The sequence below is a fragment of the Streptomyces sp. NPDC005004 genome, assembly GCF_053600675.1.
Genome location: NZ_JBSGAH010000001.1, coordinates 369,867 through 394,208, shown reverse-complemented (window position 1 = coordinate 394,208; position 24,342 = coordinate 369,867). Strand labels below are relative to the sequence as shown.

26 protein-coding genes and 1 tRNA gene are annotated in these 24,342 nt (G+C 72.4%); 15 read left to right on the top strand and 12 right to left on the bottom strand.

What is annotated here, in order from left to right; translation table 11 throughout:
* Positions 1–77 precede the first annotated feature (77 nt).
* Both rlmB and ACWEEU_RS01790 read left to right on the top strand, forming a co-directional pair.
* Positions 78–1,019 carry a 23S rRNA (guanosine(2251)-2'-O)-methyltransferase RlmB gene (gene rlmB / locus ACWEEU_RS01795; protein ID WP_385742120.1) on the top strand — a complete coding sequence of 314 codons (942 nt, stop codon included), beginning with the start codon at positions 78–80 and terminating at the stop codon, positions 1,017–1,019.
* A gap of 129 nt (positions 1,020–1,148) precedes the next feature.
* Positions 1,149–2,804, top strand: a complete 1,656-nt coding sequence (locus ACWEEU_RS01790) for a DoxX family membrane protein (protein ID WP_451727392.1) — start codon at positions 1,149–1,151, stop codon at positions 2,802–2,804.
* A gap of 96 nt (positions 2,805–2,900) precedes the next feature.
* On the opposite strand, the gene ACWEEU_RS01785 is transcribed toward ACWEEU_RS01790, so the two are convergent.
* The 3 genes from ACWEEU_RS01785 to ACWEEU_RS01775 form a co-directional block, all read right to left on the bottom strand.
* Positions 2,901–3,635 carry a nucleotidyltransferase family protein gene (locus ACWEEU_RS01785; protein ID WP_385742116.1) on the bottom strand — a complete coding sequence of 245 codons (735 nt, stop codon included), beginning with the start codon at positions 3,633–3,635 and terminating at the stop codon, positions 2,901–2,903.
* Between the two features lie 32 nt (positions 3,636–3,667).
* Positions 3,668–4,153 carry a hypothetical protein gene (locus tag ACWEEU_RS01780; protein WP_385742114.1) on the bottom strand — a complete coding sequence of 162 codons (486 nt, stop codon included), beginning with the start codon at positions 4,151–4,153 and terminating at the stop codon, positions 3,668–3,670.
* A gap of 231 nt (positions 4,154–4,384) precedes the next feature.
* Positions 4,385–5,524: an ABC transporter ATP-binding protein gene (locus tag ACWEEU_RS01775; protein WP_385742112.1), complete on the bottom strand. Its 1,140-nt coding sequence runs from the start codon at positions 5,522–5,524 to the stop codon at positions 4,385–4,387.
* 217 nt (positions 5,525–5,741) lie between these two features.
* On the opposite strand from ACWEEU_RS01775, the gene ACWEEU_RS01770 reads away from it, so the two are divergent.
* The 3 genes from ACWEEU_RS01770 to ACWEEU_RS01760 all read left to right on the top strand — a co-directional run bounded on the left by ACWEEU_RS01770 (position 5,742) and on the right by ACWEEU_RS01760 (position 7,621).
* Positions 5,742–5,815: transfer RNA gene (locus tag ACWEEU_RS01770), tRNA-Thr, on the top strand.
* Between the two features lie 77 nt (positions 5,816–5,892).
* Positions 5,893–6,666, top strand: coding sequence for a glycosyltransferase family 2 protein (locus ACWEEU_RS01765; RefSeq protein ID WP_451727387.1), 774 nt, complete (start codon positions 5,893–5,895; stop codon positions 6,664–6,666).
* Between the two features lie 46 nt (positions 6,667–6,712).
* Positions 6,713–7,621 (top strand): helix-turn-helix domain-containing protein, encoded by a 909-nt coding sequence (locus ACWEEU_RS01760; RefSeq protein ID WP_451727384.1) that lies wholly within the window; start codon positions 6,713–6,715, stop codon positions 7,619–7,621.
* Here the strand turns inward: ACWEEU_RS01760 and ACWEEU_RS01755 are convergent.
* The gene (locus ACWEEU_RS01755) at positions 7,526–7,894 is read right to left on the bottom strand and encodes a nuclear transport factor 2 family protein (protein WP_385742107.1); all 369 of its coding nucleotides are present in this window, start codon (positions 7,892–7,894) and stop codon (positions 7,526–7,528) included. The two genes, ACWEEU_RS01760 and ACWEEU_RS01755, sit on opposite strands and share 96 nt — an antisense overlap.
* 145 nt (positions 7,895–8,039) lie before the next feature.
* Positions 8,040–9,689, bottom strand: coding sequence for an FAD-dependent oxidoreductase (locus ACWEEU_RS01750; RefSeq protein WP_451727380.1), 1,650 nt, complete (start codon positions 9,687–9,689; stop codon positions 8,040–8,042).
* A 197-nt stretch (positions 9,690–9,886) separates the two neighbouring features.
* On the opposite strand from ACWEEU_RS01750, the gene ACWEEU_RS01745 reads away from it, so the two are divergent.
* Genes ACWEEU_RS01745 through ACWEEU_RS01715 form a run of 7 tightly spaced genes read left to right on the top strand, consistent with a single transcriptional unit; the run spans position 9,887 to position 15,111 of the window.
* Positions 9,887–10,975 carry a SchA/CurD-like domain-containing protein gene (locus ACWEEU_RS01745; protein ID WP_385742103.1) on the top strand — a complete coding sequence of 363 codons (1,089 nt, stop codon included), beginning with the start codon at positions 9,887–9,889 and terminating at the stop codon, positions 10,973–10,975.
* 57 nt (positions 10,976–11,032) lie between these two features.
* Positions 11,033–11,491 (top strand): cupin domain-containing protein, encoded by a 459-nt coding sequence (locus tag ACWEEU_RS01740; RefSeq protein WP_385742101.1) that lies wholly within the window; start codon positions 11,033–11,035, stop codon positions 11,489–11,491.
* The gene (locus ACWEEU_RS01735; protein WP_385742099.1) at positions 11,488–12,747 is read left to right on the top strand and encodes a beta-ketoacyl-[acyl-carrier-protein] synthase family protein; all 1,260 of its coding nucleotides are present in this window, start codon (positions 11,488–11,490) and stop codon (positions 12,745–12,747) included. The genes ACWEEU_RS01740 and ACWEEU_RS01735 overlap by 4 nt, the downstream gene beginning before the upstream one ends.
* 7 nt (positions 12,748–12,754) lie before the next feature.
* Positions 12,755–13,993, top strand: a complete 1,239-nt coding sequence (locus ACWEEU_RS01730; protein WP_385742097.1) for a ketosynthase chain-length factor — start codon at positions 12,755–12,757, stop codon at positions 13,991–13,993.
* Between the two features lie 23 nt (positions 13,994–14,016).
* On the top strand, positions 14,017–14,274 hold the full coding sequence (locus tag ACWEEU_RS01725) for a phosphopantetheine-binding protein (RefSeq protein WP_385742095.1): 258 nt from the start codon (positions 14,017–14,019) through the stop codon (positions 14,272–14,274).
* 1 nt (position 14,275) lies between these two features.
* The gene (locus ACWEEU_RS01720; protein WP_385742093.1) at positions 14,276–14,755 is read left to right on the top strand and encodes an SRPBCC family protein; all 480 of its coding nucleotides are present in this window, start codon (positions 14,276–14,278) and stop codon (positions 14,753–14,755) included.
* A gap of 32 nt (positions 14,756–14,787) precedes the next feature.
* A complete protein-coding gene (locus ACWEEU_RS01715; RefSeq protein WP_385742091.1) occupies positions 14,788–15,111 on the top strand; it encodes a TcmI family type II polyketide cyclase in 324 nt (107 codons plus the stop codon).
* Positions 15,112–15,237: 126 nt separating this feature from the next.
* Here ACWEEU_RS01715 and ACWEEU_RS01710 read toward each other — a convergent pair whose 3' ends face one another.
* The 3 genes from ACWEEU_RS01710 to ACWEEU_RS01700 all read right to left on the bottom strand — a co-directional run bounded on the left by ACWEEU_RS01710 (position 15,238) and on the right by ACWEEU_RS01700 (position 18,379).
* Complete coding sequence (locus tag ACWEEU_RS01710) at positions 15,238–16,266, bottom strand: methyltransferase (protein WP_385744416.1); 1,029 nt, start codon at positions 16,264–16,266, stop codon at positions 15,238–15,240.
* A 46-nt stretch (positions 16,267–16,312) separates the two neighbouring features.
* On the bottom strand, positions 16,313–17,383 hold the full coding sequence (locus ACWEEU_RS01705; RefSeq protein WP_451727369.1) for a right-handed parallel beta-helix repeat-containing protein: 1,071 nt from the start codon (positions 17,381–17,383) through the stop codon (positions 16,313–16,315).
* 132 nt (positions 17,384–17,515) lie between these two features.
* Complete coding sequence (locus tag ACWEEU_RS01700) at positions 17,516–18,379, bottom strand: aminoglycoside phosphotransferase family protein (protein ID WP_451727366.1); 864 nt, start codon at positions 18,377–18,379, stop codon at positions 17,516–17,518.
* A gap of 19 nt (positions 18,380–18,398) precedes the next feature.
* Here ACWEEU_RS01700 and ACWEEU_RS01695 point away from each other — a divergent pair, with 19 nt between their 5' ends.
* Both ACWEEU_RS01695 and ACWEEU_RS01690 read left to right on the top strand, forming a co-directional pair.
* Positions 18,399–19,055, top strand: coding sequence for a rhomboid-like protein (locus ACWEEU_RS01695; protein ID WP_451727586.1), 657 nt, complete (start codon positions 18,399–18,401; stop codon positions 19,053–19,055).
* A gap of 43 nt (positions 19,056–19,098) precedes the next feature.
* The gene (locus ACWEEU_RS01690; RefSeq protein WP_385744422.1) at positions 19,099–19,581 is read left to right on the top strand and encodes a GNAT family N-acetyltransferase; all 483 of its coding nucleotides are present in this window, start codon (positions 19,099–19,101) and stop codon (positions 19,579–19,581) included.
* Here the strand turns inward: ACWEEU_RS01690 and ACWEEU_RS01685 are convergent.
* Entirely contained in the window at positions 19,570–21,084 is a 1,515-nt protein-coding gene (locus tag ACWEEU_RS01685) for an MFS transporter (RefSeq protein ID WP_451727362.1), read from the bottom strand. The genes ACWEEU_RS01690 and ACWEEU_RS01685 overlap by 12 nt on opposite strands.
* A gap of 77 nt (positions 21,085–21,161) precedes the next feature.
* Complete coding sequence (locus tag ACWEEU_RS01680; RefSeq protein ID WP_451727359.1) at positions 21,162–22,136, bottom strand: zinc-binding dehydrogenase; 975 nt, start codon at positions 22,134–22,136, stop codon at positions 21,162–21,164.
* A gap of 129 nt (positions 22,137–22,265) precedes the next feature.
* On the opposite strand from ACWEEU_RS01680, the gene ACWEEU_RS01675 reads away from it, so the two are divergent.
* Positions 22,266–22,964 (top strand): pentapeptide repeat-containing protein, encoded by a 699-nt coding sequence (locus tag ACWEEU_RS01675; RefSeq protein ID WP_451727356.1) that lies wholly within the window; start codon positions 22,266–22,268, stop codon positions 22,962–22,964.
* A gap of 13 nt (positions 22,965–22,977) precedes the next feature.
* Here the strand turns inward: ACWEEU_RS01675 and ACWEEU_RS01670 are convergent, their stop codons facing one another.
* Both ACWEEU_RS01670 and ACWEEU_RS01665 read right to left on the bottom strand, forming a co-directional pair.
* Positions 22,978–23,478 carry a hypothetical protein gene (locus tag ACWEEU_RS01670; RefSeq protein WP_385744431.1) on the bottom strand — a complete coding sequence of 167 codons (501 nt, stop codon included), beginning with the start codon at positions 23,476–23,478 and terminating at the stop codon, positions 22,978–22,980.
* Positions 23,479–23,615: 137 nt separating this feature from the next.
* Positions 23,616–24,191, bottom strand: a complete 576-nt coding sequence (locus ACWEEU_RS01665) for a TerD family protein (protein ID WP_385744433.1) — start codon at positions 24,189–24,191, stop codon at positions 23,616–23,618.
* Positions 24,192–24,342 lie beyond the last annotated feature (151 nt).

The following is a 24,342-nucleotide window of genomic DNA, read 5'->3' as shown; positions in this document are numbered from 1 at the left end:
TGATCGACTGTGCCGCCCGGCTCTCCGGGCGGCACACTGCATACATACGTACGAAAGCTCACGGAGACGGGTAACTCATGGCGAACAACCGCCGCATGTCCGGCAAGAAGGGTGCACAGGTCGGCAGCGGCGGCCAGCGGCGCCGCGGCCTCGAGGGCAAGGGCCCCACGCCCCCCGCCGAGATGCGCAAGGGCCACGTCAAGCAGCGCGCCGCGGCCGCCAAGGCCCGCCGCGCCCAGGGCGCCCGCCCGCAGCAGCGCCGGGGCGGCGGCAAGTCCACCTCCGAGCTGGTGGTCGGCCGCAACCCGGTGTTCGAGGCGCTGCGCGAGGGCGTGCCCGCCAACACGCTCTACGTCCAGCAGTTCATCGACAACGACGAGCGGGTCCGCGAGGCCATCCAGCTCGCCACCGAGCGCGGCAACATCCACCTGATGGAGGCCCCGCGTCCCGAGCTGGACCGGATGACCAACGGCCTGAACCACCAGGGCCTCGTCCTCCAGGTCCCGCCGTACGAGTACGCGCACCCCGAGGACCTCACCGCCGCCGCCTACGACAACGGTGAGGACCCGCTGATCGTCGCCCTCGACGGCGTCACCGACCCGCGCAACCTGGGCGCCGTGGTCCGCTCCGTCTCCGCCTTCGGCGGTCACGGCGTGGTCGTGCCCGAGCGCCGCTCGGCCGGGATGACCGCCGGTGCGTGGAAGACCTCCGCCGGTACGGCCGCCCGCACGCCGGTGGCCCGCGCCACCAACCTGACGCGCGTCCTGGAGCAGTACAAGAAGGCCGGGATCACGATCGTCGGCCTGGCCGCCGACGGCGAGGCCGAGCTGGGTGACGTGGAGGCGCTGGGCGGCCCGGTCGTCGTCGTGGTCGGCAGCGAGGGCAAGGGGCTGTCCCGCCTGGTCGGGGAGACCTGTGACGTCCGCGTGCGTATCCCGATGCCGGGTGGCGCGGAGTCCCTGAACGCCGGTGTCGCGGCCGGCATCGTGCTGTACGAGGCGTCCCGCCGCCGCTCCTGAACGCGTGTTCGCCGAATCACTCTGATGCGGTAATTCCGGGGTCCATCCGGAGTTCAGGACGACTTTGACGCGGCCCGGACACATCGGGCCGCGTCGGGGCAGTGTCCTAACTCCACATCACTCGGTTAGATGAGTGTGGACACCAGAACACCCCGCACACCCACGGGGGACCGCTCGTCGGGCTTCGACGACGTTCCCGCGCTGAGCATGGTGAAGGTGCCGAGCGATCCGGCGCAGGTCATCGTCAACCACGCCAGCTTCCGCGTGCAGTTGGGCGCGGCGGCCAGACGGAACCCGTCGCCCCGGATCGCCCGGCATCTGAGTACCGCTCAGACCCCGACCCACCTGTCGTCCGCGTCCGTGGGTACGGCGGGCCGGGCCGGCGCAGGCCGCCGCCGTCCCGTCGTCTGGACCGGCCGGTCCGCGCCCGACGACACCGGCGCCCACCGGCTGCTCCAGGCCGTCCGGGGCAGCAGCGTCCGCCACCCCGACGAACCGGCCGGGGCCACCCAGGTCATCCCGCGCGTCGGCACCGCACCCGGGGACGGCTACGACGACGGCTACGACCGCCTCGACGCCACCGTCGAGACCCCCGTCCTCGGCCACCAGCGCACCTCCTCCGACGACGGACCGCTGCTGCCCCCACTGCGCGGCGGAGGCGGCGCCTACGACGAACCGGCTTACGACAGCGGCGAGTTCGAGGCGTACGACGAGCCCGAGGCACCCCAAGGACCGCGCGCCGCCCGGCGCCACGGCGACGAGGCCGCCCGGCACGCCTACTACCCCGGGCGCCGGCTGAACCTCGGCGTCGTCCTGCTCCCGCTGCGCGTCTTCCTCGGCTTCATCTCCATCTACGCGGGCATGGGCAAGCTCTGCGACCCCGTCTACTTCGACGGCGGCGAGCGCGGCTCCATGGTCAAGTGGCTCAACACCCTGCACCCGTGGGACGTGGCCGAGCCGCTGCGCCAGTTCGCGCTGCACCACCCGGTGGGTTCGGGCCTGGTGATCGCCTTCCTCCAGGTGATCGTCGGCGTGCTGACGATCCTCGGCTGCTGGCAGCGGGTCGCGGCCGTGGTGGGCGCGCTGCTCTCCGCCGCGCTGATCGTCACGGTGAGCTGGAAGACCGTCCCCGCCTACGACGCGCCGGACATCATCTACCTCGCCGCCTGGTCGCCGCTGATCATCGCGGGCGCCCCCGTCTACTCCGTGGACGGCCGCCTCGCCGCCGGTGCCTGGCGCACGCTCGGCCCGCGCGCCGACATCTGGGACCTGCGCCGCTACGTGCTGCGCCGGGGCGCGCTGGTCACGGCCGTCACCATCGGTCTGACGCTGCTCGTGGGCTCGGTGCTCGGCGGAGCGGTGCGCGCCTCCAGCCGGGTGGTCGTCCCCGGCTCCGACGAGGCCCCGCGCAACAACCTGCCCGGTTCCTCGCTGCCCGAGGAGCCCGGCAAGCGGCACTCCGCCACCCCGTCCGCGACCGGCGCGCCCTCGGGCGGCGCCACGGCCGGGGCCAGCCCGTCGGCCGTCGCGCCCTCCGCCGGACGCACCGCCGGGGCGACCACGGCGGCGCCCAGCCAGACCCAGGGCACCACGGGGCAGGCACCGCCCAGCCGGACCGCGCCCTCCACCAGTGGCGGCGGCGCGCCGAGCACGTCGGCGGGCCCGACGAGCACGGGCGGCACGGCCACCGGCGGCACCGGCTCCGCGCCCTCGGGCGCCGACTCGGCGGCGGGCGGCACGTCCACCGGGGAACCGGGGCTCGTGGGCGGCCTGTTGGGCGGCTGAGCGGCTGTCAGGACGTGACGACAGGGCCCGTACCGTTTCTCGCGGTACGGGCCCTGTCGTGTGCCTGCGTGCGTCCGGCGCCCGGTGTGCGGGGGCTCAGGCGCCGTGCTGGGGGTCCAGTTCCTTGGCGGCCTCGTTGAGGTCCTTGACCGTGTCGATGGCCCGCCAGTAGGCGCCCTGCGGGATCGGGAACCCGGCGAGCCTGCGCTCGCGCGCCAGCCGGGGGAAGGTGGTCCGCTCGTGGTCGCCGCGCTCGGGCAGCAGCCCGTGGAACTCGGGGGAGAAGACGTAGACGCCCGCGTTGATCTCGACGGTGGAGGGGGGCGCCTCGATGAAGTCCGTGATGTGCCCGAAGCCGTCGGTCTTCACCGCGCCCCAGGGCAGGCGGGGCCGGGCGAGGGCGAGGGTGGCGACCGCGTCGCGCTCGGTGTGGAAGTCGGCCATGTCCCGCAGCGAGAAGCGGGTCCAGATGTCGCCGTTGGTGGCGTACCAGGGTCGGTCGGGGTGCGGGAGGTGCGCGGCGGCGTACTTCAGACCGCCGCCGCGGCCTAGCGGCTCCGTCTCGACGACCGTGCTGACGGACACCGGCAGGTCGGCCGTGGCCAGCCACTTCTCCAGGACGTCGGCGAGGTGGCCGCAGGAGACCACCACGTCGGTCACGCCCTCTTCGGCCAGCCAGGTGAGCTGGTGGCCGATGATCGGGGTGCCCGTGCCGGGGATCTCGACCATCGGCTTGGGCCGGTCGTCGGTGTAGGGGCGCAGCCGCGAGCCCTGGCCACCGGCCAGGACCACGGCTTGAGTGGGGCGCGACGCGGCGCTCGGGTGGGTCATGCCCCGAACTGTACGTGGCGCCCCGGCGGGGATCAGCCGCGTGCGGTCAGGACCCCGGAGGCGAAGGACGTGTCGCAGACCGGGCGGGCGTACGACTGGGCGCGGGAGGCGCCGTAGATGCGCACGGCGGCCTTGCCGAGGGCGCGGGCGATGTCGGAGCAGTGCGCGGCGAGCCCGGGACGGCCGTTGACCGCCTGCTGGAGGTGGGTGAGGACCACGCCGGGGTTCTTGTGCTGGAGTTCGCCCATCAGGCGGTCGCGCAGCGCGTCCTCGGGGGCGGCGGCCTCGTGCCGGGCCGGGCGGGCTGCGGGTGCCTTGTCGGAGACCTCCGCCGCGGAGACGTCCGACGCGGTGAGCACCGAGCTGGAGGGGCTTCCCGTCCAGTTGACCCGGGTGACCGCGAGGGTTCCGGAGAGCACCAGGACGACGGGCAGGACGAGGGCGAGCGTGCGGCCGGCCCGGCGGGCGGGTCCGCCCCGGTGGCCGCGGCGCGTCTGAGAGGTGGTGGAGTGCTTCACGCGAGTGAGGGTAGCGCCCGGTAATGATTTGGCGACATTTAGTCACCCTTATGGGGGATGAAGTGGTGGCTCTTTCTGGGTAGGGGGTTGACGCCGGGGCCCGGAATGGTCGCTGTGCCGGGGTTTTTCGGGCGCGGCGCAGGGTGGGCGGAAGCGGGGAGGGAGCGGAAACGGGAGAGGGGGCCCCGGAGGACCCCCTCTTGTCGTGCCGCTTCGCTCCGTGACGCCGCGTCAGTCGGAGAGGCGCTCGCCGGTGGAGCTGGAGAAGACGTGGATCTCGCCCGGGCGCGGGACGACGTGCAGGGTGGAGCCCTTCTCGGGCACCTGGCGGCCGTTCACGCGGACGACCAGGTCCTTGACCTCGCCGCCGACCTCGACGGCGCCGTAGACGTAACCGTCGGCGCCCAGCTCCTCGACGACGTTCACCGAGACGGCGAGACCGGCCGGGGCGTCGGCGGAGTCCTTGGACAGGGAGGTGGCCGCCTCGCCGCCGCCCAGCTCGACCACGTCGAAGTGCTCGGGGCGCACGCCGACCGTGACGGTGGTGTCGCCCTTGTCGGCGGCGGCGGACAGGGCCTCGCGGCTGACCGGCACCACGCTGTTGCCGAACTTCACGCCGCCGTCGGTGATCGGGACCTCGACCAGGTTCATGGCGGGGGAGCCGATGAAGCCGGCGACGAAGAGGTTGGCGGGGCGGTCGTACATGTTGCGCGGGGTGTCCACCTGCTGGAGCAGACCGTCCTTGAGCACGGCCACCCGGTCGCCCATGGTCATGGCCTCGACCTGGTCGTGGGTGACGTAGACGGTGGTGATGCCCAGGCGGCGCTGGAGGGAGGCGATCTGCGTACGGGTGGAGACGCGGAGCTTGGCGTCCAGGTTGGACAGCGGCTCGTCCATGAGGAAGACCTGCGGCTCGCGGACGATCGCGCGGCCCATCGCGACACGCTGGCGCTGACCGCCGGAGAGCGCCTTGGGCTTGCGGTCCAGGTACTCGGTGAGGTCGAGGATCTTGGCGGCCTCCTCGACCTTGGCCCGGATCTCCGCCTTGTTGACACCGGCGATCTTGAGCGCGAAGCCCATGTTGTCGGCCACCGTCATGTGCGGGTAGAGCGCGTAGTTCTGGAACACCATCGCGATGTCCCGGTCCTTGGGCGGCAGGTGCGTGACGTCGCGGTCGCCGATGCGGATGGCGCCGCCGTTGACGTCCTCGAGTCCCGCGAGCATCCGCAGCGAGGTGGACTTGCCGCAGCCGGACGGGCCGACCAGGACGAGGAACTCCCCGTCCTCGATCGCGATCTCGAGCGCGTCGACGGCGGGCTTGGTGGAACCCGGGTAGATCCGGGTCGCCTTGTCGAACGTGACAGTGGCCATGCTGGATGGGCCCCCTTCTACCGGCAGGAACGTGCCGGACGATCCGTTGTAGGAAGGTGGTTGGAGTAGTCCACCTGGGTGAACTGCCTCGGACCGTACCTGCCGCCCCGGCGTTCTGTCAGTACCCCGGTCCCCGGATCTTCCAGGGAATTCCCCGTGGCCCCGGGTCGCCACCTGGGTACACTTCACAGGCACGAGCGCCCCGAGCGCCCGTCCCGCCTCCTTAGCTCAGCTGGCCAGAGCAACGCACTTGTAATGCGTAGGTCGTCGGTTCGAATCCGACAGGGGGCTCTGGGAAGGCTCAGGACAGACGCACTCTGACCTGGGCCTTCGTGGTGTCCGAGGTCTTTCTGGCAAGGAGAAGCGCAGTGCCCCTGGTGTCGGTCGTGATGCCCGTGTACAACTCGGCGGCCACCCTCGGGGCGGCGGTCCGGTCGGTGCTCACGCAGACGCACGGCGACCTGGAGCTGCTGGTCACCGACGACAAGTCCACCGACGGCTCCATGGACCTGCTCATGGAGTTCGCCCGCCAGGACGAGCGGGTGCTGCCGCGATCGGCGCCCGAACAGGGCGGTGCCGGACGGGCGCGCAACCTCGCGATCGAGCGGGCCCGGGGGGACTACGTCGCCTTCCTCGACAGCGACGACATGTGGCTTCCGGAGAAGACCGAGCGGCAGATCGAGTTCGCCGCCGCGGGCGACGCGCCGTTGACGTTCACCTCCTACTACAAGATGGACGCCGACCACGACGGCGAGAGCACCGACTTCGTGCCCAACGGGCGGGTGGTTCGCGCGACGGAGCACGTGGACTACCGCGCGATGCTGGTGCGCGACCACATCGGCGCGCTCACCGCGATGTACGACCGCACCGTCCTGGGCACGAGGCTCATGCCGGAGATGCGGAAGCGCCAGGACTACGCCCTGTGGCTGTCGATCATGCGGGACGGCGCCGACGCCCGGGGACTCGCCGAGCCGCTCGCGGTGTACCGGTCCCACCAGGCGGGCTCGCTGTCCTCCAACAAGCTGTCGCTCGTGCCGTACAACTGGGAGCTGTACCGCGCACACGAAGGGCTGTCGGTCCCGCGGGCGACGCGGGCGCTGGCCGGGGCCGTGTGGCAGTCGCTGCGCAACTCGCGGATCTAGCGAGCGGAGCGAGGGCGTCCGCGTCCGGTCGGATACCGTCCCTGCCATGACGACCGGGACGGCGGCCGGGGTGGCCGGTGCGGGGCATGTCGGGAGTTTGCTGCGGGGGTGGCGCAGGATGCGGCGCTTCACGCAGCTGGAGCTGGCGCTCAAGGCGGACAGCTCGGCGCGGCACATCAGCTTCATCGAGACCGGGCGGTCCGTGCCGAGCCGGTCGATGGTGCTGCATCTCGCGGAGCAGCTGAGCGTGCCCGTGCGGGAGCGCAACGCCCTTCTCGTGGCGGCCGGTTACGCGCCCTCCTATCCCGAGACGCCGCTGTCCGCGCCCGCGATGGCGCCGGTGTGGACCGGGCTCGAACAACTGCTGACCGCCTACGAGCCGCATCCCGCGCTGGTGATGGACGGGATGTACGACGTGGTGGCGGCGAACGAGGGTGTCGGGATGCTGCTCGACGGGGTGGCCGCCCACCTGCTGCGGGCGCCCATGAACGCCATGCGCCTCACCCTGCACCCGGAGGGACTGGCACCGCGCATCCGGAACCTGGGCGAATGGCGGGCGCACCTGCTGGAGCGCATGGAGCGGCAGGCGACGCTGCGGGCCTCCGACGCGCTGCGCGAGCTGTACGAGGAGGTCGCGGCCTATCCGGTGCCGGGGGACGAGAGCCCCGCCCCCGCCTCCCATCCGTACGCGCTGCCGCTGCGGATCGAGGTGGGCGGCCGGGTGCTGTCGTTCCTCTCGACCGCCACCACCTTCAACACCCCCATGGACGTGACCGTCTCCGAGCTGGCGGTCGAGACGTTCCTGCCCGCCGACGCGGAGACGGCCGCCGTCCTCCGGGAGACGGCGCGGAGCGGCCGGTCAGGCGCCCGGGAGCCGGTCCAGGAAGCCGGTGACGCGGGAGATGCGGCCGTCCTCGGCGAGGGTGATCACGTCGAACCCGGCGGCCGGGGCTGACCCGTCGGCGGTGGAGACCAGGTCCCAGGTGAAGCGGACCAGGTCGTGGTGGGCGTCCGGCGTGCCGGTCCGCCGGAACTCGAAGCCGGGGAACTGCGCGTGGGCGCCGCTGATCGCCGCGGCGATGCCGTCGTGGCCCCGCACGTCGCACAGCGGGTCGGTGTAGGTGCCGTCCTCGGTGAAGGCCGCGGCGACCGCCTTGGCCAGGTCCTCGGGGGTGGCGGCGTTCCAGGCGGCGAAGTAGCGCTCGACAGCGTCCTCGTGGATGGTCACGGTGGCGTCCTCTCGTCTGCACGGACTGGCGGGAGCGGGCCGGGTGACGTCGCGTGGAGCGCGTCCCCCTGCCCGCTCCCACAGCCTGCCGCCGCCGTCGGCGGGGGTCGATTACCGCTGAGGTAATGACGCCGCCACCGCGGGATCAGTGCGTGCTCAGCAGCGTCCCCAGGACCTCGCGCAGGACCGCGTCCGGGTCCGGGGCGGCCGAGGACGTGCGCCAGGCCACGAAGCCGTCGGGGCGGATCAGGACCGCGCCGTCCGCGGTGGTGCCGTGGAGGTCGGCCCAGTCGGTGCCGACGGGGTCGGCCGGGTCGTAGGCGAGGTCGGCGTCCGGGCCCGGGCCGACGCGGTACGCCTCCAGGGGGAGGGAGTCCTCCGCGGCGACGCGGCGCGCGGCGGCGTACCAGCCCGCGTCGTCGGGGGCGTCGGTCAGCAGGACCAGCGAGCGCTCGTAGAGGTCGAGGGTGGACAGGCGGACGCCGCCGCGCCTGACCCAGAGATGGGGCGCGCGGGTGCCGGGGCTGCCGTCGAGGGTCAGGGTGTCGCCGACGACCGGGTGGGCGGGGTCGGCGTCGAGGACCGCGCCGCAGGGGTAGCGGTAGCCGAGGACGACGTTGAGGATGCCGCGCCGCTTCCCGCCGCCGACGCCCGGGGCGGGGGCGAAGCCGGGGTGGCTGTGCTCGACCGAGCGGGCGGAGGCGCGGGCGCTGGTCGCGAGGGCGACGGGGCGGCGCTCGGCGTCGTAGGAGTCCAGGAGGGTGGGGCTCGCCCAGCCGGAGAGGACGGCGGAGAGCTTCCAGGCCAGGTTGTGGGCGTCCTGGATGCCGGTGTTGGAGCCGAAGGCGCCGGTGGGGGACATCTCGTGCGCGGAGTCCCCGGCGAGGAAGACCCGGCCGGAGGAGTAGCGTTCCGCGACGCGTTCGGCGGCACGCCAGGAGGCCATCCCGGTGATCTTCACGTCGAGTTCCGGGACCCCGACGGCGCGCCGGATGTGGTCGCGCAGCCGCTCCTCGGTGAAGTCGTCCAGGGTCTCGCCGCGCTCGGGGTGCCAGGGCGCGTGGAAGACCCAGTTCTCCTTGTTGTCGACGGGGAGCAGCGCGCCGTCGGCTCCCGGGCTGGTGAGGTAGCAGCAGATGAAGCGGCGGTCGCCGACCACGTCGGCCAGCGCGTCGGAGCGGAAGGTCACGCTGACGTTGGAGAACAGCTCGCCGGGGCCGCTCTGCCCGATGCCGAGTGCCTCGCGCACCGGGCTGCGGGGGCCGTCGGCGGCGACGAGGTAGTCGGCGCGGACGGTGTAGTGCTCCCCGGTGCCCCGGTCGGTGACCGTCGCCGTCACCCCGTCGGAGTCCTGCGCGAAGGACTCCATCCGGTGGAAGTACCTGAGGTCGCCGCCGAGTTCGCGCGCGCTGTCCGCCAGGACGGGTTCGAGGTCGTTCTGGCTGCACAGGCACCACGTCGTGGGGCTGAACCGCGCGAGCCCGCCGCCCGGGTCGATGTTCCTGAAGAGCCACTCCCCGGCGTCACCCACAAGAGTGGGCGTCTGGAGGATGCCGTGGTTGTCGGCGAGCAGGGAGGCCGCTGCCTTGATGTCCGGCTCGACGCCCGCGGCCCGGAACAGCTCCATGGTGCGGACGTTGTTGCCGCGGCCGCGCGGGTGCTTCGAGGTGCCGGAGTGCCGCTCGACGAGCAGGTGCCGCACACCGAGACGGCCCAGGAACACGGACAGGGACAGGCCCACCAGCGAGCCGCCCACGATGAGGACGGGGACGTGGTGGTCGGCTTTTTGATGCATCGAAGCCTCCTGTGACGGGGGTGCGCGTATGAGGCGTACGTGACTTCTCATGCCCGGTGCCGCCCGCTCCGCCCGCCCAATCACCCACGTGGTTCATACGAGTCGCGGGCCGCTGCGGGTCGTCACAGGATCAAGGAACGCTGCCGTGCCCATCCGCGGCCGGCGCCGGCTAAGCCCGCGAAGGAGATGTGTGCAGGATGACCACGACGTCTGAACGGCCCTCAGGAACGCTGACCCGCGAGGTGTCGAAGCGAGTCTCCCAGTCCGTGTTCGACGGCTCGCCGCTGCGGGTCGTCCTGCTGGTCGACGTGTTCGACGGGGCGCAGCAGCAGTTCCTGGAGGCGTACGAGCTGCTCTGCGCGCAGGTCGCCAAGGTGCCCGGACACGTCAGCGACCAGCTCTGCCAGTCCATCGAGAACCCCTCGCAGTGGCTGATCACCAGCGAGTGGGAGAGCGCTCCCCCCTTCCTCACCTGGGTGAACAGCGAGGAGCACGTGGCGATGGTGGAGCCGCTGCACTCCTGCGTCCGTGACACCCGGTCGCTGCGCTTCCACATCGTCCGCGAGACGAACGGCGCGTCGGCGGCCGCCGAGGCCCCCGGCGGCCGCCGGCTCCAGGAGCGTCCGCGCATCGGCGACGGTGTCATCCGGCACGCGCTCACCTTCACGGTGAAGCCGGGCACGGAGGACAAGGTCCGCAAGATCCTCGCGGACTACGCCTCGCCCGAGGCCCGTGTGGACGACGGCACCCGGCTGCTGCGCACCTCGCTGTTCATGGAGGGCAACCGTGTCGTGCGCGCCATCGAGGTGCGCGGAGACCTGCTGGCGGCGCTGCGGCACGTGGCCCGGCAGCCGGAGATCCGCGCGGTCGAGCAGGCCATCAACCCCTACCTGGAGCAGGACCGCGACCTGGACGACCAGGAGTCGGCGCGGATGTTCTTCACCCGCGCGGCCCTGCCCGCCGTGCACCACGTGATGGCGGACGGCGCCGGCGCGGAGGGCACCCGGCTCGCCCTGCTCTACCCGGCCCGCTCCGGCGAGGGGATGCGGCTGGCGGAGCTGCTCTCGCAGAGCGACCAGGCCCTCGTCGACGACCCGCGGAGCGTGGTGCTGCGCAGCACGGTGTTCCAGCGTGACGACGTGGTGGTCCGTCTGGTGGACGTCAGCGGCGACGACCTCGACGCCCTGCCCCGTGACGCGGGTGCCGCCGCCGAGGTGCGCGCCCTGCTCGACGGCGAGGCCACCCGGATGGCCCTGGTCACCGACCGCCGTTCCCAGGGCGCCTGATCCGTGTCCTTCTCCCACCCCGAACAAGCCGACGCGGCACACCCCACGGAGGAAGCTGTGATCCAACCCCGTCCGAAGATCGTGAACCTGATGGACGCCGAGCCCAACACCCGGCGCGGCGGTGACCTGCGCGCCATGCTCACCCCGGCGACGGTCGGCTCGACCAGCGGTTTCATGGGCGTGGCCCTCATCCAGCCCGGCGACCGCATCGGCGAGCACTACCACCCGTACTCCGAGGAGTTCGTGTACGTGATCTGCGGCCGTCTGGAGGTGGACCTCGACGGCGAGGCGCACCCCCTGCTGCCGGAGCAGGGTCTGATGATCCCGATGAACATGCGGCACCGCTTCCGCAACGTGGGCGACGACGAGGCGCGCATCGTCTTCCACCTGGGCCCGCTGGCCCCGCGCCCGCAGCTCGGTCACGTCGACACCGAGGAGACGGACGTCATCGGCGCCGCCGCGGTGGTGACGGAGGCGGGCCGGGCCAAGGCCGGCCGGGAGCAGGTGCCCTCATGACCCGACGGGTGGCGGTCACGGGCATAGGCATCGTGGCCCCGGGCGGCATCGGCGCCCCGGCCTTCTGGGACCTGCTGTCGAGCGGCCGTACCGCGACGCGGGGCATCACCTTCTTCGACCCCTCCGGACTGCGCTCGCGCATAGCCGCCGAGTGCGACTTCGACCCGGCGGCGTACGGGCTCGACGCGGAGCAGGTCGAACGGGCGGACCGGTACATCCAGTTCGCCCTGGTGGCCGGCGACGAGGCGGTGCACGACTCGGGCCTGGACCTCGCGCGGGAGAACCCGTGGCGGATCGGGGTCTCGGTCGGCACCGCCGTCGGCGGCACCACCCGCCTGGAGAACGACTACGTCCTCGTCAGCAACGGCGGCGAACGCTGGGACGTGGACCACGAGCGGGCCCGCCCGCAGCTGCACCGGGCGTTCTCCCCGAGCACGGTCGCCTCCTCGGTGGCCGAGCGGTTCGGGGCCCGGGGTCCGGTGCAGACGGTGTCGACGGGCTGCACCTCGGGTCTGGACGCGGTGGGCTACGCCTTCCACACCGTGCAGGAGGGGCGGGCGGACATATGCATCGCCGGAGCCTCCGACTCGCCGATCTCGCCGATCACGATGGCGTGCTTCGACGCGATCAAGGCGACCTCCCCGAACAACGACGACCCGGCGCACGCCTCCCGCCCCTTCGACAACAACCGTGACGGGTTCGTCATGGGCGAGGGCGGCGCGGTCCTGGTCCTGGAGGAGCTGGAGCACGCCCGGGCCCGCGGCGCGCACGTGTACTGCGAACTGAGCGGCTACGCCACGTTCGGCAACGCGTATCACATGACCGGTCTGACGCCCGAGGGCCTGGAGATGGCCCGCGCGATCGAGACGGCCCTGGACCAGGCCCGGCTCGACCCCACGGCGATCGACTACGTGAACGCCCACGGCTCCGGCACCCGGCAGAACGACCGCCACGAGACGGCGGCGGTCAAGCGGGCGCTCGGACAGCACGCCTACGACACCCCGATGAGCTCCATCAAGTCGATGGTGGGGCACTCCCTCGGGGCGATCGGGGCCATCGAGGTGGTGGCGTGTGTGCTGGCTCTCGCCCGGCAGACCGTCCCGCCGACCGCGAACTACGAGACGCCCGACCCCGAGTGCGACCTGGACTACGTGCCGCGCGAGGCCCGCGAGCGGAAGCTGTCCGGCGTGCTGTCGGTGGGCAGCGGGTTCGGCGGTTTCCAGTCCGCGGTGATCCTGACCCGGCCGAGGGAGTGAGGACACGATGAGCGCACCTGAGGTCCGTCGGGCGGCCGTCACCGGCATCGGTGTGGTCGCGCCCAACGGCATCAGTACGGAGACCTTCTGGAAGTCCACCCAGGAGGGGCTCAGCCTCCTGGACCGGGTGACCCGGGAGGGCTGTGAGCACCTGCCGCTGAAGGTGGCGGGCGAGGTCCGCGAGTTCGACCCGTCGGTGGTCGAGGAGCGGTTCCTGGTGCAGACCGACCGCTTCACGCACTTCGCGATGGCGGCGGCGGACCGTGCCCTGGAGGACGCCCGGCTCGGCCAGGCCGACACCGACGAGGACCCGTACTCCATCGGCGTGGTCACCGCGGCCGGGTCCGGTGGCGGCGAGTTCGGCCAGCGCGAGCTCCAGCAGTTGTGGGGCAAGGGCAGCCGGTTCGTCGGGCCGTACCAGTCGATCGCCTGGTTCTACGCGGCCAGCACCGGCCAGATCTCCATCCGGCGCGGGTTCAAGGGGCCCTGCTCGGTGGTCGCCTCCGACGAGGCGGGCGGTCTGGACGCGCTGGCGCACGCGGCGCGTGCCGTGCGCCGGGGCACCGACCGGGTGGTGGCCGGTTCCACCGAGGCGCCGCTCGCGCCGTACTCGGTGGTCTGCCAGCTCGGGTACGAGGAGCTGAGCGCCGAGGCCGACCCGGCGCGCGCGTACCGGCCGTTCACCGAGGCGGCGTGCGGGTTCGTGCCTGCCGAGGGCGGCGCGATGCTCGTGATCGAGGCGGAGTCGGCCGCGCGGGAGCGCGGCGCGGACGTCCGGGCGATCGTCGCGGGTCACGCGGCGACCTTCACCGGTGCCTCCCGCTGGGAGGAGTCCCGGGCCGGGCTCGCCGAGGCGATCCGGCAGGCGCTGGCCGAGGCGGCGTGCGCCCCGGAGGAGATCGACGTGGTCTTCGCCGACGCCCTCGGGGTGCCGGAGGCGGACCGCGCCGAGGCGCTGGCCCTGGTGGACGCGCTCGGTGAGCACGGCCGCCGGGTGCCGGTGACGGCGCCCAAGACCGGCATCGGGCGGGGCTACTGCGCCGCGCCGGTGCTGGATGTGTCGGCCGCCGTGCTCGCGATGGAGCACGGCCTGATCCCGCCGACGCCGAACGTGTTCGACGTCTGCCACGACATCGACCTCGTGACCGGGCGGGCGCGGGTCACCGAGCCCCGCACGGCGCTGGTCCTCAGCCGGGGACTCATGGGGTCGAACTCGGCGCTCGTGCTGCGGCACGGCGCCGCGTAGGCGAACAGCAAAGGAGAAACGGCATGAACGCGCAGATCACCGAGGAAGAACTGGCCGCCCTCATGAAGAAGGCCGCCGGGATCACCGTCGCTCCGCAGGTGCTGCGGGAGCAGCCGGCGACCCCCTTCGAGACGCTCGGGCTCGACTCGCTCGGCCTGCTGGGCATCGTCGGCGAGCTGGAGAACCGGCACGGCACCCCGATGCCGCCCGACGCGGAGCGCTGCAAGACCCCCAAGCAGTTCCTCGACCTCGTCAACAGCGCACTACTGGCAGGAGCCTGAGATGGCAGGACACACCCAGAACGAGATCACGATCGCGGCCCCGCTCGACCTGGTCTGGGACATGACCAACGACCTGGAGAACTGGCCCAGCCTGTTCAGCGAGTACGCCGCCGTCGAGGTCATCGAGCGGGAGGGCCGCAAGACGACCTTCCGGCTGACCATGCACCCCGACGAGAACGGCACCGTCTGGAGCTGGGTCTCCGAGCGCGAGCCCGACCGCGACAACCTGGAGGTCCACGCCCGCCGCGTGGAGACCGGTCCCTTCGCCCACATGAACATCCACTGGCGGTACGAGGAAGTGCCCGCCGGTACGCGGATGGTGTGGACGCAGGACTTCGCGATGAAGCCGGAGGCTCCGGTCGACGACGACTGGATGACCGACAACATCAACAAGAACTCCAAGGTCCAGATGGCCCTCATCCGGGACAAGATCGAGAAGGCCGCCGCCGGTCACCGGTCCGCGCCGGCCCTGGCCGACTGAGCCCTCCCCGAGGCACGAGAGGACATGAGTCCATGCACCAGGGACTGATCGTGGCCCGGATGGCGCCGGGTTCCGCCCAGGACATCGCGAAGATCTTCGCGGAGTCCGACCGGGGCGAGCTGCCGCACCTCGTCGGAGTGCGGCGCCGGAGCCTGTTCCAGTTCGGCGATGTGTACATGCACCTCGTCGAGTCGGACACCGACCCCGCCCCCGCCATCGCCAAGGTGGCCGGGCACCCGGAGTTCCGCGGCATCAGCGAGCGCCTGTCGGCGTACGTGAGCGCCTACGACCCGGAGACCTGGCGCTCCCCGAAGGACGCCATGGCGCAGCGCTTCTACCTGTGGGAGCGCGACTAGCCTGCGCCGGTTCACACCGGACCGTCACCGGGGACCGCCCCGGACAGCAACCGGCCGCCGGGCCCGCAGCGTCGCGGGCCCGGCGGCCGGTTTTCCGGTGGGCGCCGGTCGGGTCGGTCGGCCAGGTCAGCCGACGACGTGGCACTCGAAGGCGTGCAGATACGGGTTGACGGGACGGATGTCGTCCACGGCCAGGCCCGCCGCGGTGAGGCGGCCGACCATGCTCTCGGTGGTGTGCTTGGCGCCGCCCACGTTGAGCAGGAGGAGCAGGTCCATGGCGGTGCTGAAGCGCATCGAGGGGGAGTCGTCGACGAGGTTCTCGATGACGATCACCCGGGTGCCCTTGCCGCCCGCCTTGACGACGTTGCCCAGGAGGCGGGCCGTGCTCTCGTCGTCCCACTCCAGGATGTTCTTGATGACGTAGACGTCGGCCTTGACCGGGACCGAGGCGCGCACGTCACCGGGCACGATCTCGGCGCGCCCCGCCAGGTCGCCGCCCTCGCGCAGCCGGGGCAGCGCGTTCTCGACCACGCGGGGCAGGTCGAGCAGGCTGCCGCGCATGGCCGGGTACTTGTCCAGGAGGCAGGCCACCACGTGGCCCTGGCCGCCGCCGAGGTCCGCCACCGAGGAGGCGCCGGACAGGTCGAGCAGGGCGGCGACCTCGCGGGCCGACTGCTCGCTGGAGCGGGTCATGGCCCGGTTGAAGACGTCCGCGGACTCGGGGGCGTCCTCGTTGAGGTAGGTGAAGAACTCCTTGCCGTAGAGGGACTCCACGACGTTGTTGCCGGTGCGCACGGCCTCGTCCAGCATGGGCCAGGCGTCCCAGGTCCACGGCTCGGTGCACCACAGGGCGATGGCGCGCAGGCTGTTGGGGTCGTCCTCGCGCAGCAGGCGGGACATCTCGGTGTGGGTGAAGGTGCCGTCCGGCTGCTCGGCGAAGACGCCGTAGCAGGACAGGGCCCGCAGCAGCCGGCGCAGCGGCTTGGGCTCGGTCTTCACCGCGGCCGCCAGGTCCTCGACTGCGGTCGGCCGGTCGGTGAGGGCGTCGGCGACGCCGAGCCGGGCGGCGGCCCGGACGGCGGCGGCGCAGGCCGCCCCGAACACCAGCTCGCGCAGGCGCATGGGGGGCGGTGGGGCAGTCTCAGCGGTCGTCATCTGCCGCCCTTTCTGGTTCCTCGGCTCTTCGCTGCTCTGCGTGCGGTCAGCACAGGCCCGCGGGCTTGGAGGCCCGGCAGGAGTTGCGCTCGAAGACGTTGTTGCTCTTGGCCGACTCGGTGTTCACGAGGTCGGCGGGGGCGTTGTCCTCCAGGGTGTTGCGGTCGACCCGGTTGTTCACGCCCTTGGCGCCGACCATGCTCTTGAACAGCACGATGCCGCCGGACAGCGGGGACGTGCCGCGGTTGCCCGCGACGTGGTTGCCGGTCACGCGGGTCTTCTCGGCGCCGGTGAGGACGATGCCCGAGCCCTGGATGACGGGGAGACGGGCGGTCTTCGCGCAGAACTTGTTGTTCTCCACGACCTCGTTGGAGGCGACGGTGAGGTTTCCGCCCTGCGGCTTGTTCTCGTCGCCGACGACGAAGACACCGCCGCAGTTGCCGGTGATGGTGTTGTCCGAGACGGTCAGGTTCCGCAGGCGGCGCACGGTGACGCCGATGCGGTTGTTCTCCAGGCGGTTGCGCTCGACGCGGGTGGCACCGGCGTCGTAGGCGCCGCCCTCCTCGTTGATGGTGTTGGCGAGGAAGAGGCCCGCGTCGCCGTTGCGGCGTGCCTGGTTCTCCCGCAGCAGGCTGTGCACCGACCGCTCGGTGGCGATGCCCCAGACCTTGTTGTCGACGGCCTGGACCCGGCGGACCGTCAGGGTGTCGGTCGCCATGCCGAACACCCCGGCGTGGCTGAACCCGGTGACCTTGAGGTCGGCGACGGTGACGCCCTCGACGTTCTTCTTCTTGGTGCCGAGCACGCAGATCCCGTCGCCGTGCCGGGCGCAGGTGTTGGCGGCCTTGCCGGTCTTGGTGGCGGCGGGCTTGACGACGGTACGCGCCCCGACGCCCCGCAGGGTCACCCAGGGCGTGTCGACGACGACGCTCTCGTGGTAGGTCCCGGCCAGCACCAGCACGGTGTCGCCGGGCCGCGCGGCGTTCACCGCCTTCTGGATCGAGTGGCCGGGGCGGACCACGAGGGTGTGGTGCGCCGCGGAGGCGGGCGCGGCGCCGAGACCGCCGCCGAGGAGGGCGGCGGCGCAGGCGAGATAGGCGAGGTGACATCTCTTCATATGGCGTACGGTATGACCCGATTATCCCGAAGGTCTGATATAGGCCGTCCGATGGCGTGTCAGGGGGCGCCCCCGAGGGGCCGGTGAAGAGGGACTGGGAGGGGTGGGACGGGTTCCGGGGCAGGCGGCGTGTCAGGGGTGGCGCAGGATCGCCCCGACCCCCAGGCGGGGGTCGGGATGGGGGCGCGGGGCGGCCGGGTCGGTGAGCTGCCACAGGCGGTTCTGGAGGACCCGGGCCAGGGTCCAGGCGCGGGCGCGCTCGCGGTCCACGCCGAGTGCGCCGGTCAGGGTGCCGAAACGGCGGAGGGTGTCGGCCGGGTCGTAGCGGTTGGCCAGAGCGGGGAGCAGCTCGAAGCCGGGGTCGCCGGCCAGGGGCTTGGGGTCGATGGCGAGCCAGGGGGCGCGGTCGCCGGCCAGGACGTTTCCGTAGTGCAGGTCCCAGCGGAGGAGGCGGTCGCCGGGTTCGGCCGCGACCTCGCGGAGGGCGGCGGCGCAGTCCGCTAGCAGTCGTCGTACGGCCGGGTCCGGTTCGGCGCGCAGGGCCCGGGGGGTGCGCTCCAGCATCCCGTGCGCGATATCACCCAGGTGGCGCAGTCCGGGCGGGGCGGGGCGTGCGGTCAGACGGGTGAGGAGGGCGGCGACGACGGTGACGGCCTCACGGGCGTCCGGAAGGGCCGTCAGGGGGCGCGCGGCGTCCAGGCGTTCGAGGAGGAGGGTGGCGGTCGGCGGGTCGTCGCGCAGGAGGCGTACGGCGCCGTCGCCGGACCAGGCGCGCAGCGCGGCGGCCTCACCCGCGCACTCGGCGTCCAGGTGCTGGACCTTCAGCGCGGCCGGCGTCCCGTCGGGCGCGATCACCGGTGTGACCAGCGACGCCGTGCCGTGACGGGCGGGTCCGTCGGCGCGCAGGTCCCAGTTCCGGAGGAACCGTGCCGTCCGGTCCGGCAGCTCCTCCCGCGCCCCGCCCTCGCCAGGCACCCCGGTCACCCGCACGACCATACTGGCCCGTGTGAGCCGGGTGAGTCGTGTGCGGCGTGGACTCGGGGTGATCGCGGACTATCTGCGGTCCGCCCCGGGCACCCATGTGTGGCTGACCATCCTTTTCTTCACCACGGTGGCGCTGCACCATATGTCGCCGGAGTTCGAGAAGGAGTTCCTCCGGCAGCGCTCCACCAACATCCACGAGCTGTCCCAGAACCCCGCACGGGTGCTCATCACCAGCGCGATGTGGATCGACAGCGGCCGCTGGCTGCCGTACGCCGCGCTGTACACCCTCTTCCACGCCCAGGCCGAGCGCTGGCTCGGCACCCTCCGCTGGCTCGTGGTGTGCGCCGCCGCCCATGTACTGGCCACGCTGATCAGCGAGCTGGCCCTGCTGATGGCGATCAACAACGGGCACGCCCCGCCCTCGGCGGTCAACACGCTCGACATCGGCGTCAGTTACGCCCTGGCCGGGGTCATGGCCGTCCTCACCTACCGGATCGCCCCGCCCTGGCGGTACGTCTATCTGGTCTTCCTCGCCGTCGTCTACGCCGTACCGCTCGTCACCGCCCGCACCTTCACCGACTTCGGCCACGTGCTGTCGGTCCTCATCGGCCTTGCCTGCTATCCGCTGGTCCGGGGCCGGGGCAGTGCGCTGAGCCCGCGCGGGAGCCTGACCGCCCTGCGGGAGTGAGGCATCCGGCGCCGCCCGGGCATCCGGCACTACCCTGCGCTCCATGATCCGTACCGCGACCCCCGACGACGTGCCCGCGATCCACCGCATGGTCCGCGAGCTGGCCACCTACGAGAAGGCCGCCGACGAGGCGCGGGCCACCGAGGAGCAACTGCGCGAGGCGCTGTTCGGCGAGCGCCCGGCCGTCTTCGCGCACCTCGCGGTGGACGACGCCACGGGCGAGCCCGCCGGGTTCGCGCTGTGGTTCCTGAACTTCTCCACCTGGCGCGGGGTCCACGGCATCTGCCTGGAGGACCTCTACGTCCGCCCCGAGGCCCGCGGCGGTGGCCACGGCCGCGCCCTGCTCACCGAGCTGGCCCGGATCTGCGCCGAGCGCGGCTACGCGCGCATGGAGTGGTCGGTGCTGAACTGGAACACCCCCGCGCTCGGCTTCTACGAGTCCCTCGGCGCGCGCCCGCAGGACGAGTGGACGGTCTACCGCCTCGCCGACGCCCCGCTCGCGGAGCTGGCCCGCTCAGCCCACTGATTCCCGGACCCGGGGCTTCGCCGCCGCGCCCCGCCCGGCCGGCCGTGCCGTCACCAGCAGGCCCGCGACCAGGGCCGCGAGGAGCATCACGCCCGCCGCCCACCAGATGGCGACCGTGTAGCCGTGCACCACGCCCACCGGGACGACGGCGGCCCGCTCGGCGGGGCTTCGCAGATGGGCCGCGATGTAGGCGGCGCTGCTGGTGGTGGCGATGGTGTTGAGCAGTGCCGTACCGATGGAGCCGCCGACCTGCTGGGCGGTGTTCACCGTCGCCGAGGTGACCCCGGCGTCCCTGGGGGCGACCCCGGCCGTGGCGGTGGCGAAGACCGGCATGAAGGTGAGGCCCATGCCGAGGCCCAGCAGGATCAGGGCGGGCAGGATGTCCGTGACGTAGGAGGAGTGGACGGTCATCCCCGTCAGCAGCATCAGGCCGACGGCGGCGAGCAGCAGCCCCGGGACCATCAGCAGGCGCGGCGCGACCCGGTTCAGCAGGCGGGCGGCGATCTGGGTGGAGCCGGTGATGATCGCGGCGGTCAGGGGCAGGAAGCCGAGGCCCGCGCGCACGGGCGAGTAGCCGAGGATGACCTGGAGGTAGTAGGTCATGAACAGGAACAGCCCGAACATGCCGATCACCGCGAGCATCATCGTCAGGAAGCAGCCCGCGCGGGTGCGGTCGCGGACGATGTGCAGCGGCAGCAGCGGGCTCGGGGCGCGGCTCTGCCACCACACGAACACCGCGAGCAGCGCGATCCCGGCCGCGAACAGGGCGAGCACCACCGGGTCGGTCCAGCCGCGCGGCTGGGCCTCGCTGAAGCCGTAGACGACGGCGACCAGACCGCCGCAGCCGAGGAGGACGCCGGGCACGTCGAGCCGGGACTCCCCGTGGCCCGGGCGGTCGTGCAGCAGGGCGAAGGCGCCGATCACCGCGAGGATCGCGATGGGCACGTTGACGTAGAGGCACCAGCGCCAGTTCAGATACTCGGTGAGCAGGCCGCCCAGGATGAACCCGATGGCGGAGCCGCTGCCCGCGAGGGCGCCGTAGATGCCGAATGCCTTGCCGCGTTCGCGCGGGTCGGTGAAGGTCGTCGTCAGCAGGGAGAGCGCGGAGGGCGCGAGGACGGCCGCGAAGACGCCCTGGAGGGCGCGGGCGCCGAACAGCATGGCCGGGGTGGTGGCCGCGCCGCCGAACGCGGAGGCGGCCGCGAAGCCGGTCAGCCCGATGACGAAGGTGCGTTTGCGGCCGACCAGGTCCGCGACGCGGCCGCCGAGGAGCAGCAGGCCGCCGAAGGCGAGGGTGTAGGCGGTGATGACCCACTGCCGGTTCCCGTCGGACATGTGCAGATCGTGCTGGGCGGAGGGGAGCGCGATGTTCACGATCGTCGCGTCCAGCACCACCATCAACTGGGCGAGGGCGATGACGACCAGACCCCACCAGCGGCGGGGGTCGACCGCCTCGGCCCTCGCGGGTATCGGTGTCGACTCACCCGTTCGGCCGCTGCTCATTGGGCCAGAAGACCATGGATCGGTGCATGTCGCATCTGCGTCGGCGGGCCCTGTGTCGCCCGCTCCCGAACGCCTTCTCATGGTTCGAGCACCACCTTTCCGACCGTGCCGCGCGTCTGGAGCGACCGGTGTGCGGCGGCCGCCTCGGAGAGCGGCAGACGGGTGACGGCCGGGCGCAGCCGCCCCCGCGCGGCCTCGGCGAGAGCCCGCTCCTCCAGGGCGCGCAGCCCGCCCGCGCGGCGCAGCATCTGCGGCCCGAGCACGGACTCGGAGACGCCCTCGGCGAAGTAACCCCGGGCCTCGTCTCCGATGCCCTCCGCCGACCAGCCGAAGACCAGGTGCCGGCCGCCGGGTCCCAGCAGGGCGACGCACGCGCGGGCGGCCTCGCCGCCGACCCCGTCGTAGACGAGCGTCGCGGGGCGTCCGGCGAGGAAGGCGCGGACCTCCTCCGGCCAGCCGGGCACGGTGTAGTCGACGGCGAGGTCGGCACCGCTCGCACGCACCCGGGCCGTCTTCTCCGGGCCGCCCGCGAGGCCGACGACGGTGGCTCCGGCGTTTGTCGCGTGCTGCACGAGCAGGGTGCCGATGCCGCCCGCCGCCGCCGGTACGACCACCACGTCCCTCGCCTCCGGCTCCGCGAACCCGGCGATCCCGAGCGCGGTGCGGCCGGTGCCGATCATCGCGACGGCCTCCGCGAAGTCCAGACGCGCCGGGATCTCGTGCGGGCGGTCCGCGTCGGTGACGGCGAGTTCCGCGTATCCGCCGGGTACGGGTCCGAGGTGGGCGACGACGCGCCTGCCGAGCCAGACCGGGTCCGTGCCCTCGCCCAGCGCGTCCACGACCCCCGCGACTTCGCGGCCGGGAACGGTCGGAAGCTCCGGCAGCGCGGGCAGCGGGCCGCGCCGTCCCTCGCGCAGGGCCGTGTCGAGGAGGTGCACCCCGGCGGCGGCGACGGCGATGCGCACCTGACCCGGACCGGGGAGGGGATCCTCGGTCTTCTCGTAGAGCAGGTTCCCGGGCGGTCCGAAGGCGTGGAGCCGGACGGCGTGCATGTGGTCCCCCTGGGGTGGTCGTCGTTCCCGTGGCTGCCGTGGGGGCCCACTCTTCAACCTCGACCGGACTTGAGGTCAAGGGCGGCCTGTCGGGGCGGTTTGTCAGTGGCCGGGTGCAGCATGAGGGCCATGGTGAGGAAAGCGGTGGGTGCGGGCGGTACGGGTACGGGGCGTACGGCGGTCAAGGGCGCGCGGCGGCCGGAGGTGCGGCTGCCTCCCCTGCGGCCGTGGGCGGAGCGGGACCTGGAGGCCGACGGGGACTACGACGGACTGGAGTTCCTGGAGGCGGATCTGTCCGGGCAGCGGGGGGCGGGGGCGCGTTTCATGGACTGCGCGCTGACCAACTGCGCGGTGGACGAGACGGCGCTCGGGCGGGCCCGCTTCCTGGACTCGGTGCTCACCGGGCTGCGGGGCGTGGGCACCCGTCTCGCGGAGGCCGTCTTCCGGGACGTGGAGCTGAGCGCGCCCCGGCTGGGCGGCGTCCAGTTGCACGGGGCGACGCTGGAGCGAGTCGTCGTGCGCGGCGGCAAGCTCGACTTCCTGAATCTGCGCGAGGCCCGGCTGAAGGACGTGGTGTTCGAGTCCTGTGTGCTGGTCGAGCCGGACTTCGCCGGGTCTCGCCTGGAACGCGTGGAGTTCGTGGACTGCGCGCTGAAGGGGGCGGACTTCGGGAACGCCGTGCTGAAGGACGTGGATCTGCGCGGTGCCGCTCCGCTGGAGGTCCAGCGGGGGCTCGACCGGCTGTCCGGCGCGGTGATCAGCACCGGCCAGCTCCTGGACCTGGCCCCGCTGCTCGCGGCCGAGCTGGGGATCAGGGTGGAGGGCTGAGCGGCAGGGGCGGTCAGGAGATCCGGGGATAGCGGGCCTGGAGGGTCCAGATCACCGGGTTCTCCGCCAGGTCCTCGTGCATGTCGGTGAGGTCCGCGATCACGTCGTGCAGGAAGTCGCGGGCCTCACGGCGCAGTTCGGCGTGGGAGAAGGTGATCGGCGGTTCCTCGGCGCGCATCCAGTCCGCCTCGATGTCCACCCAGCCGAAGCGGCGCTCGAAGAGCATGCGGTCCGTCGACTCGGTGAAGTCCAGCTCCGCCCGCTGCGGCCGGGACGCCCGGGAGCCCATCGGGTCCTGGTCGAGCTGCTCCACGATGTCGCACAGCGCCCACGCGAAGTCCAGCACCGGCACCCATCCCCAGGCTGTGGACACCTCCCGGTCGCTCTCGGTGTCGGCCAGATACACGTCCCCGCAGAACAGGTCGTGCCGCAACGCCCGTGCGTCCGCACGGCGGTAGTCGGTCTGGGGCGGATCCGGAAACCGGTTGGAGAGGGCATAGCCGATGTCGAGCACGTCGCAGATCGTCCCACGCCACGCGTCCCGCTCCGCTCAGCCGGTCCGCCCGGGCCCGCCCACGCCGACGCTCCTCCGGCAGACCCTCGCGGACCCCGGGACGCGCGCGGCGGCCGGGGTCCGTGAGCGGGTGTGCGTCAGACGTTGACGCCGAAGTCCTGGGCGATGCCGACCAGGCCGGAGGCGTAACCCTGGCCGACGGCGCGGAACTTCCACTCGGCGCCGTTGCGGTACAGCTCGCCGAAGACCATCGCCGTCTCGGTGGCCGCGTCCTCGGAGAGGTCGTAGCGGGCGATCTCGGCGCCGCCGGCCTGGTTGACGATGCGGATGTAGGCGTTGCGGACCTGGCCGAAGTTCTGGCCGCGGTTCTCCGCGTCGTAGATGGAGACCGGGAAGACGATCTTCTCGACGTCGCCCGGGAGCGCGGCGAGGTTGACGTTGATCGCCTCGTCGTCGCCCGCGCCCTCGCCCGTGCGGTTGTCACCGGTGTGGACGATGGAGCTGTCCGGGGTCTGCTTGTTGTTGAAGAAGACGAAGTGCTGGTCGGAGTAGACCTTGCCCTGGCCGTTGACCGCGATGGCGGAGGCGTCCAGGTCGAAGTCCGTGCCGGTGGTGGTGCGGACGTCCCAGCCGAGGCCCACGGTGACGGCGGTCAGGCCCGGAGCCTCCTTGGTGAGCGAGACGTTGCCACCCTTGGACAGGCTTACAGCCATGATTGGGAGTCCCTTCCCTTAATGCGTACTTGTCGGAGTACTTGTCGCTCCATCGGTCCCGACGAAGCTACGTCACCCGGAAGAACGCCGGGAGGGGTACCGGAGGTTCCTGCTCGCTTTACCTTTTTTACCGAGCTGAGGGAAAACGGGG

Bases quoted from the DNA above. Each gene is read 5' to 3' on its own strand.
- rlmB (WP_385742120.1), top strand. From the start codon at position 78: ATGGCGAACAACCGCCGCATGTCCGGCAAGAAGGGTGCACAGGTCGGC.
- ACWEEU_RS01790 (WP_451727392.1), top strand. From the start codon at position 1,149: ATGAGTGTGGACACCAGAACACCCCGCACACCCACGGGGGACCGCTCG.
- ACWEEU_RS01785 (WP_385742116.1), bottom strand. From the start codon at position 3,635: ATGACCCACCCGAGCGCCGCGTCGCGCCCCACTCAAGCCGTGGTCCTG.
- ACWEEU_RS01775 (WP_385742112.1), bottom strand. From the start codon at position 5,524: ATGGCCACTGTCACGTTCGACAAGGCGACCCGGATCTACCCGGGTTCC.
- ACWEEU_RS01760 (WP_451727384.1), top strand. From the start codon at position 6,713: ATGACGACCGGGACGGCGGCCGGGGTGGCCGGTGCGGGGCATGTCGGG.
- ACWEEU_RS01750 (WP_451727380.1), bottom strand. From the start codon at position 9,689: ATGCATCAAAAAGCCGACCACCACGTCCCCGTCCTCATCGTGGGCGGC.
- ACWEEU_RS01745 (WP_385742103.1), top strand. From the start codon at position 9,887: ATGACCACGACGTCTGAACGGCCCTCAGGAACGCTGACCCGCGAGGTG.
- ACWEEU_RS01735 (WP_385742099.1), top strand. From the start codon at position 11,488: ATGACCCGACGGGTGGCGGTCACGGGCATAGGCATCGTGGCCCCGGGC.
- ACWEEU_RS01730 (WP_385742097.1), top strand. From the start codon at position 12,755: ATGAGCGCACCTGAGGTCCGTCGGGCGGCCGTCACCGGCATCGGTGTG.
- ACWEEU_RS01725 (WP_385742095.1), top strand. From the start codon at position 14,017: ATGAACGCGCAGATCACCGAGGAAGAACTGGCCGCCCTCATGAAGAAG.
- ACWEEU_RS01720 (WP_385742093.1), top strand. From the start codon at position 14,276: ATGGCAGGACACACCCAGAACGAGATCACGATCGCGGCCCCGCTCGAC.
- ACWEEU_RS01715 (WP_385742091.1), top strand. From the start codon at position 14,788: ATGCACCAGGGACTGATCGTGGCCCGGATGGCGCCGGGTTCCGCCCAG.
- ACWEEU_RS01710 (WP_385744416.1), bottom strand. From the start codon at position 16,266: ATGACGACCGCTGAGACTGCCCCACCGCCCCCCATGCGCCTGCGCGAG.
- ACWEEU_RS01705 (WP_451727369.1), bottom strand. From the start codon at position 17,383: ATGAAGAGATGTCACCTCGCCTATCTCGCCTGCGCCGCCGCCCTCCTC.
- ACWEEU_RS01700 (WP_451727366.1), bottom strand. From the start codon at position 18,379: ATGGTCGTGCGGGTGACCGGGGTGCCTGGCGAGGGCGGGGCGCGGGAG.
- ACWEEU_RS01690 (WP_385744422.1), top strand. From the start codon at position 19,099: ATGATCCGTACCGCGACCCCCGACGACGTGCCCGCGATCCACCGCATG.
- ACWEEU_RS01685 (WP_451727362.1), bottom strand. From the start codon at position 21,084: ATGAGCAGCGGCCGAACGGGTGAGTCGACACCGATACCCGCGAGGGCC.
- ACWEEU_RS01680 (WP_451727359.1), bottom strand. From the start codon at position 22,136: ATGCACGCCGTCCGGCTCCACGCCTTCGGACCGCCCGGGAACCTGCTC.
- ACWEEU_RS01675 (WP_451727356.1), top strand. From the start codon at position 22,266: ATGGTGAGGAAAGCGGTGGGTGCGGGCGGTACGGGTACGGGGCGTACG.
- ACWEEU_RS01665 (WP_385744433.1), bottom strand. From the start codon at position 24,191: ATGGCTGTAAGCCTGTCCAAGGGTGGCAACGTCTCGCTCACCAAGGAG.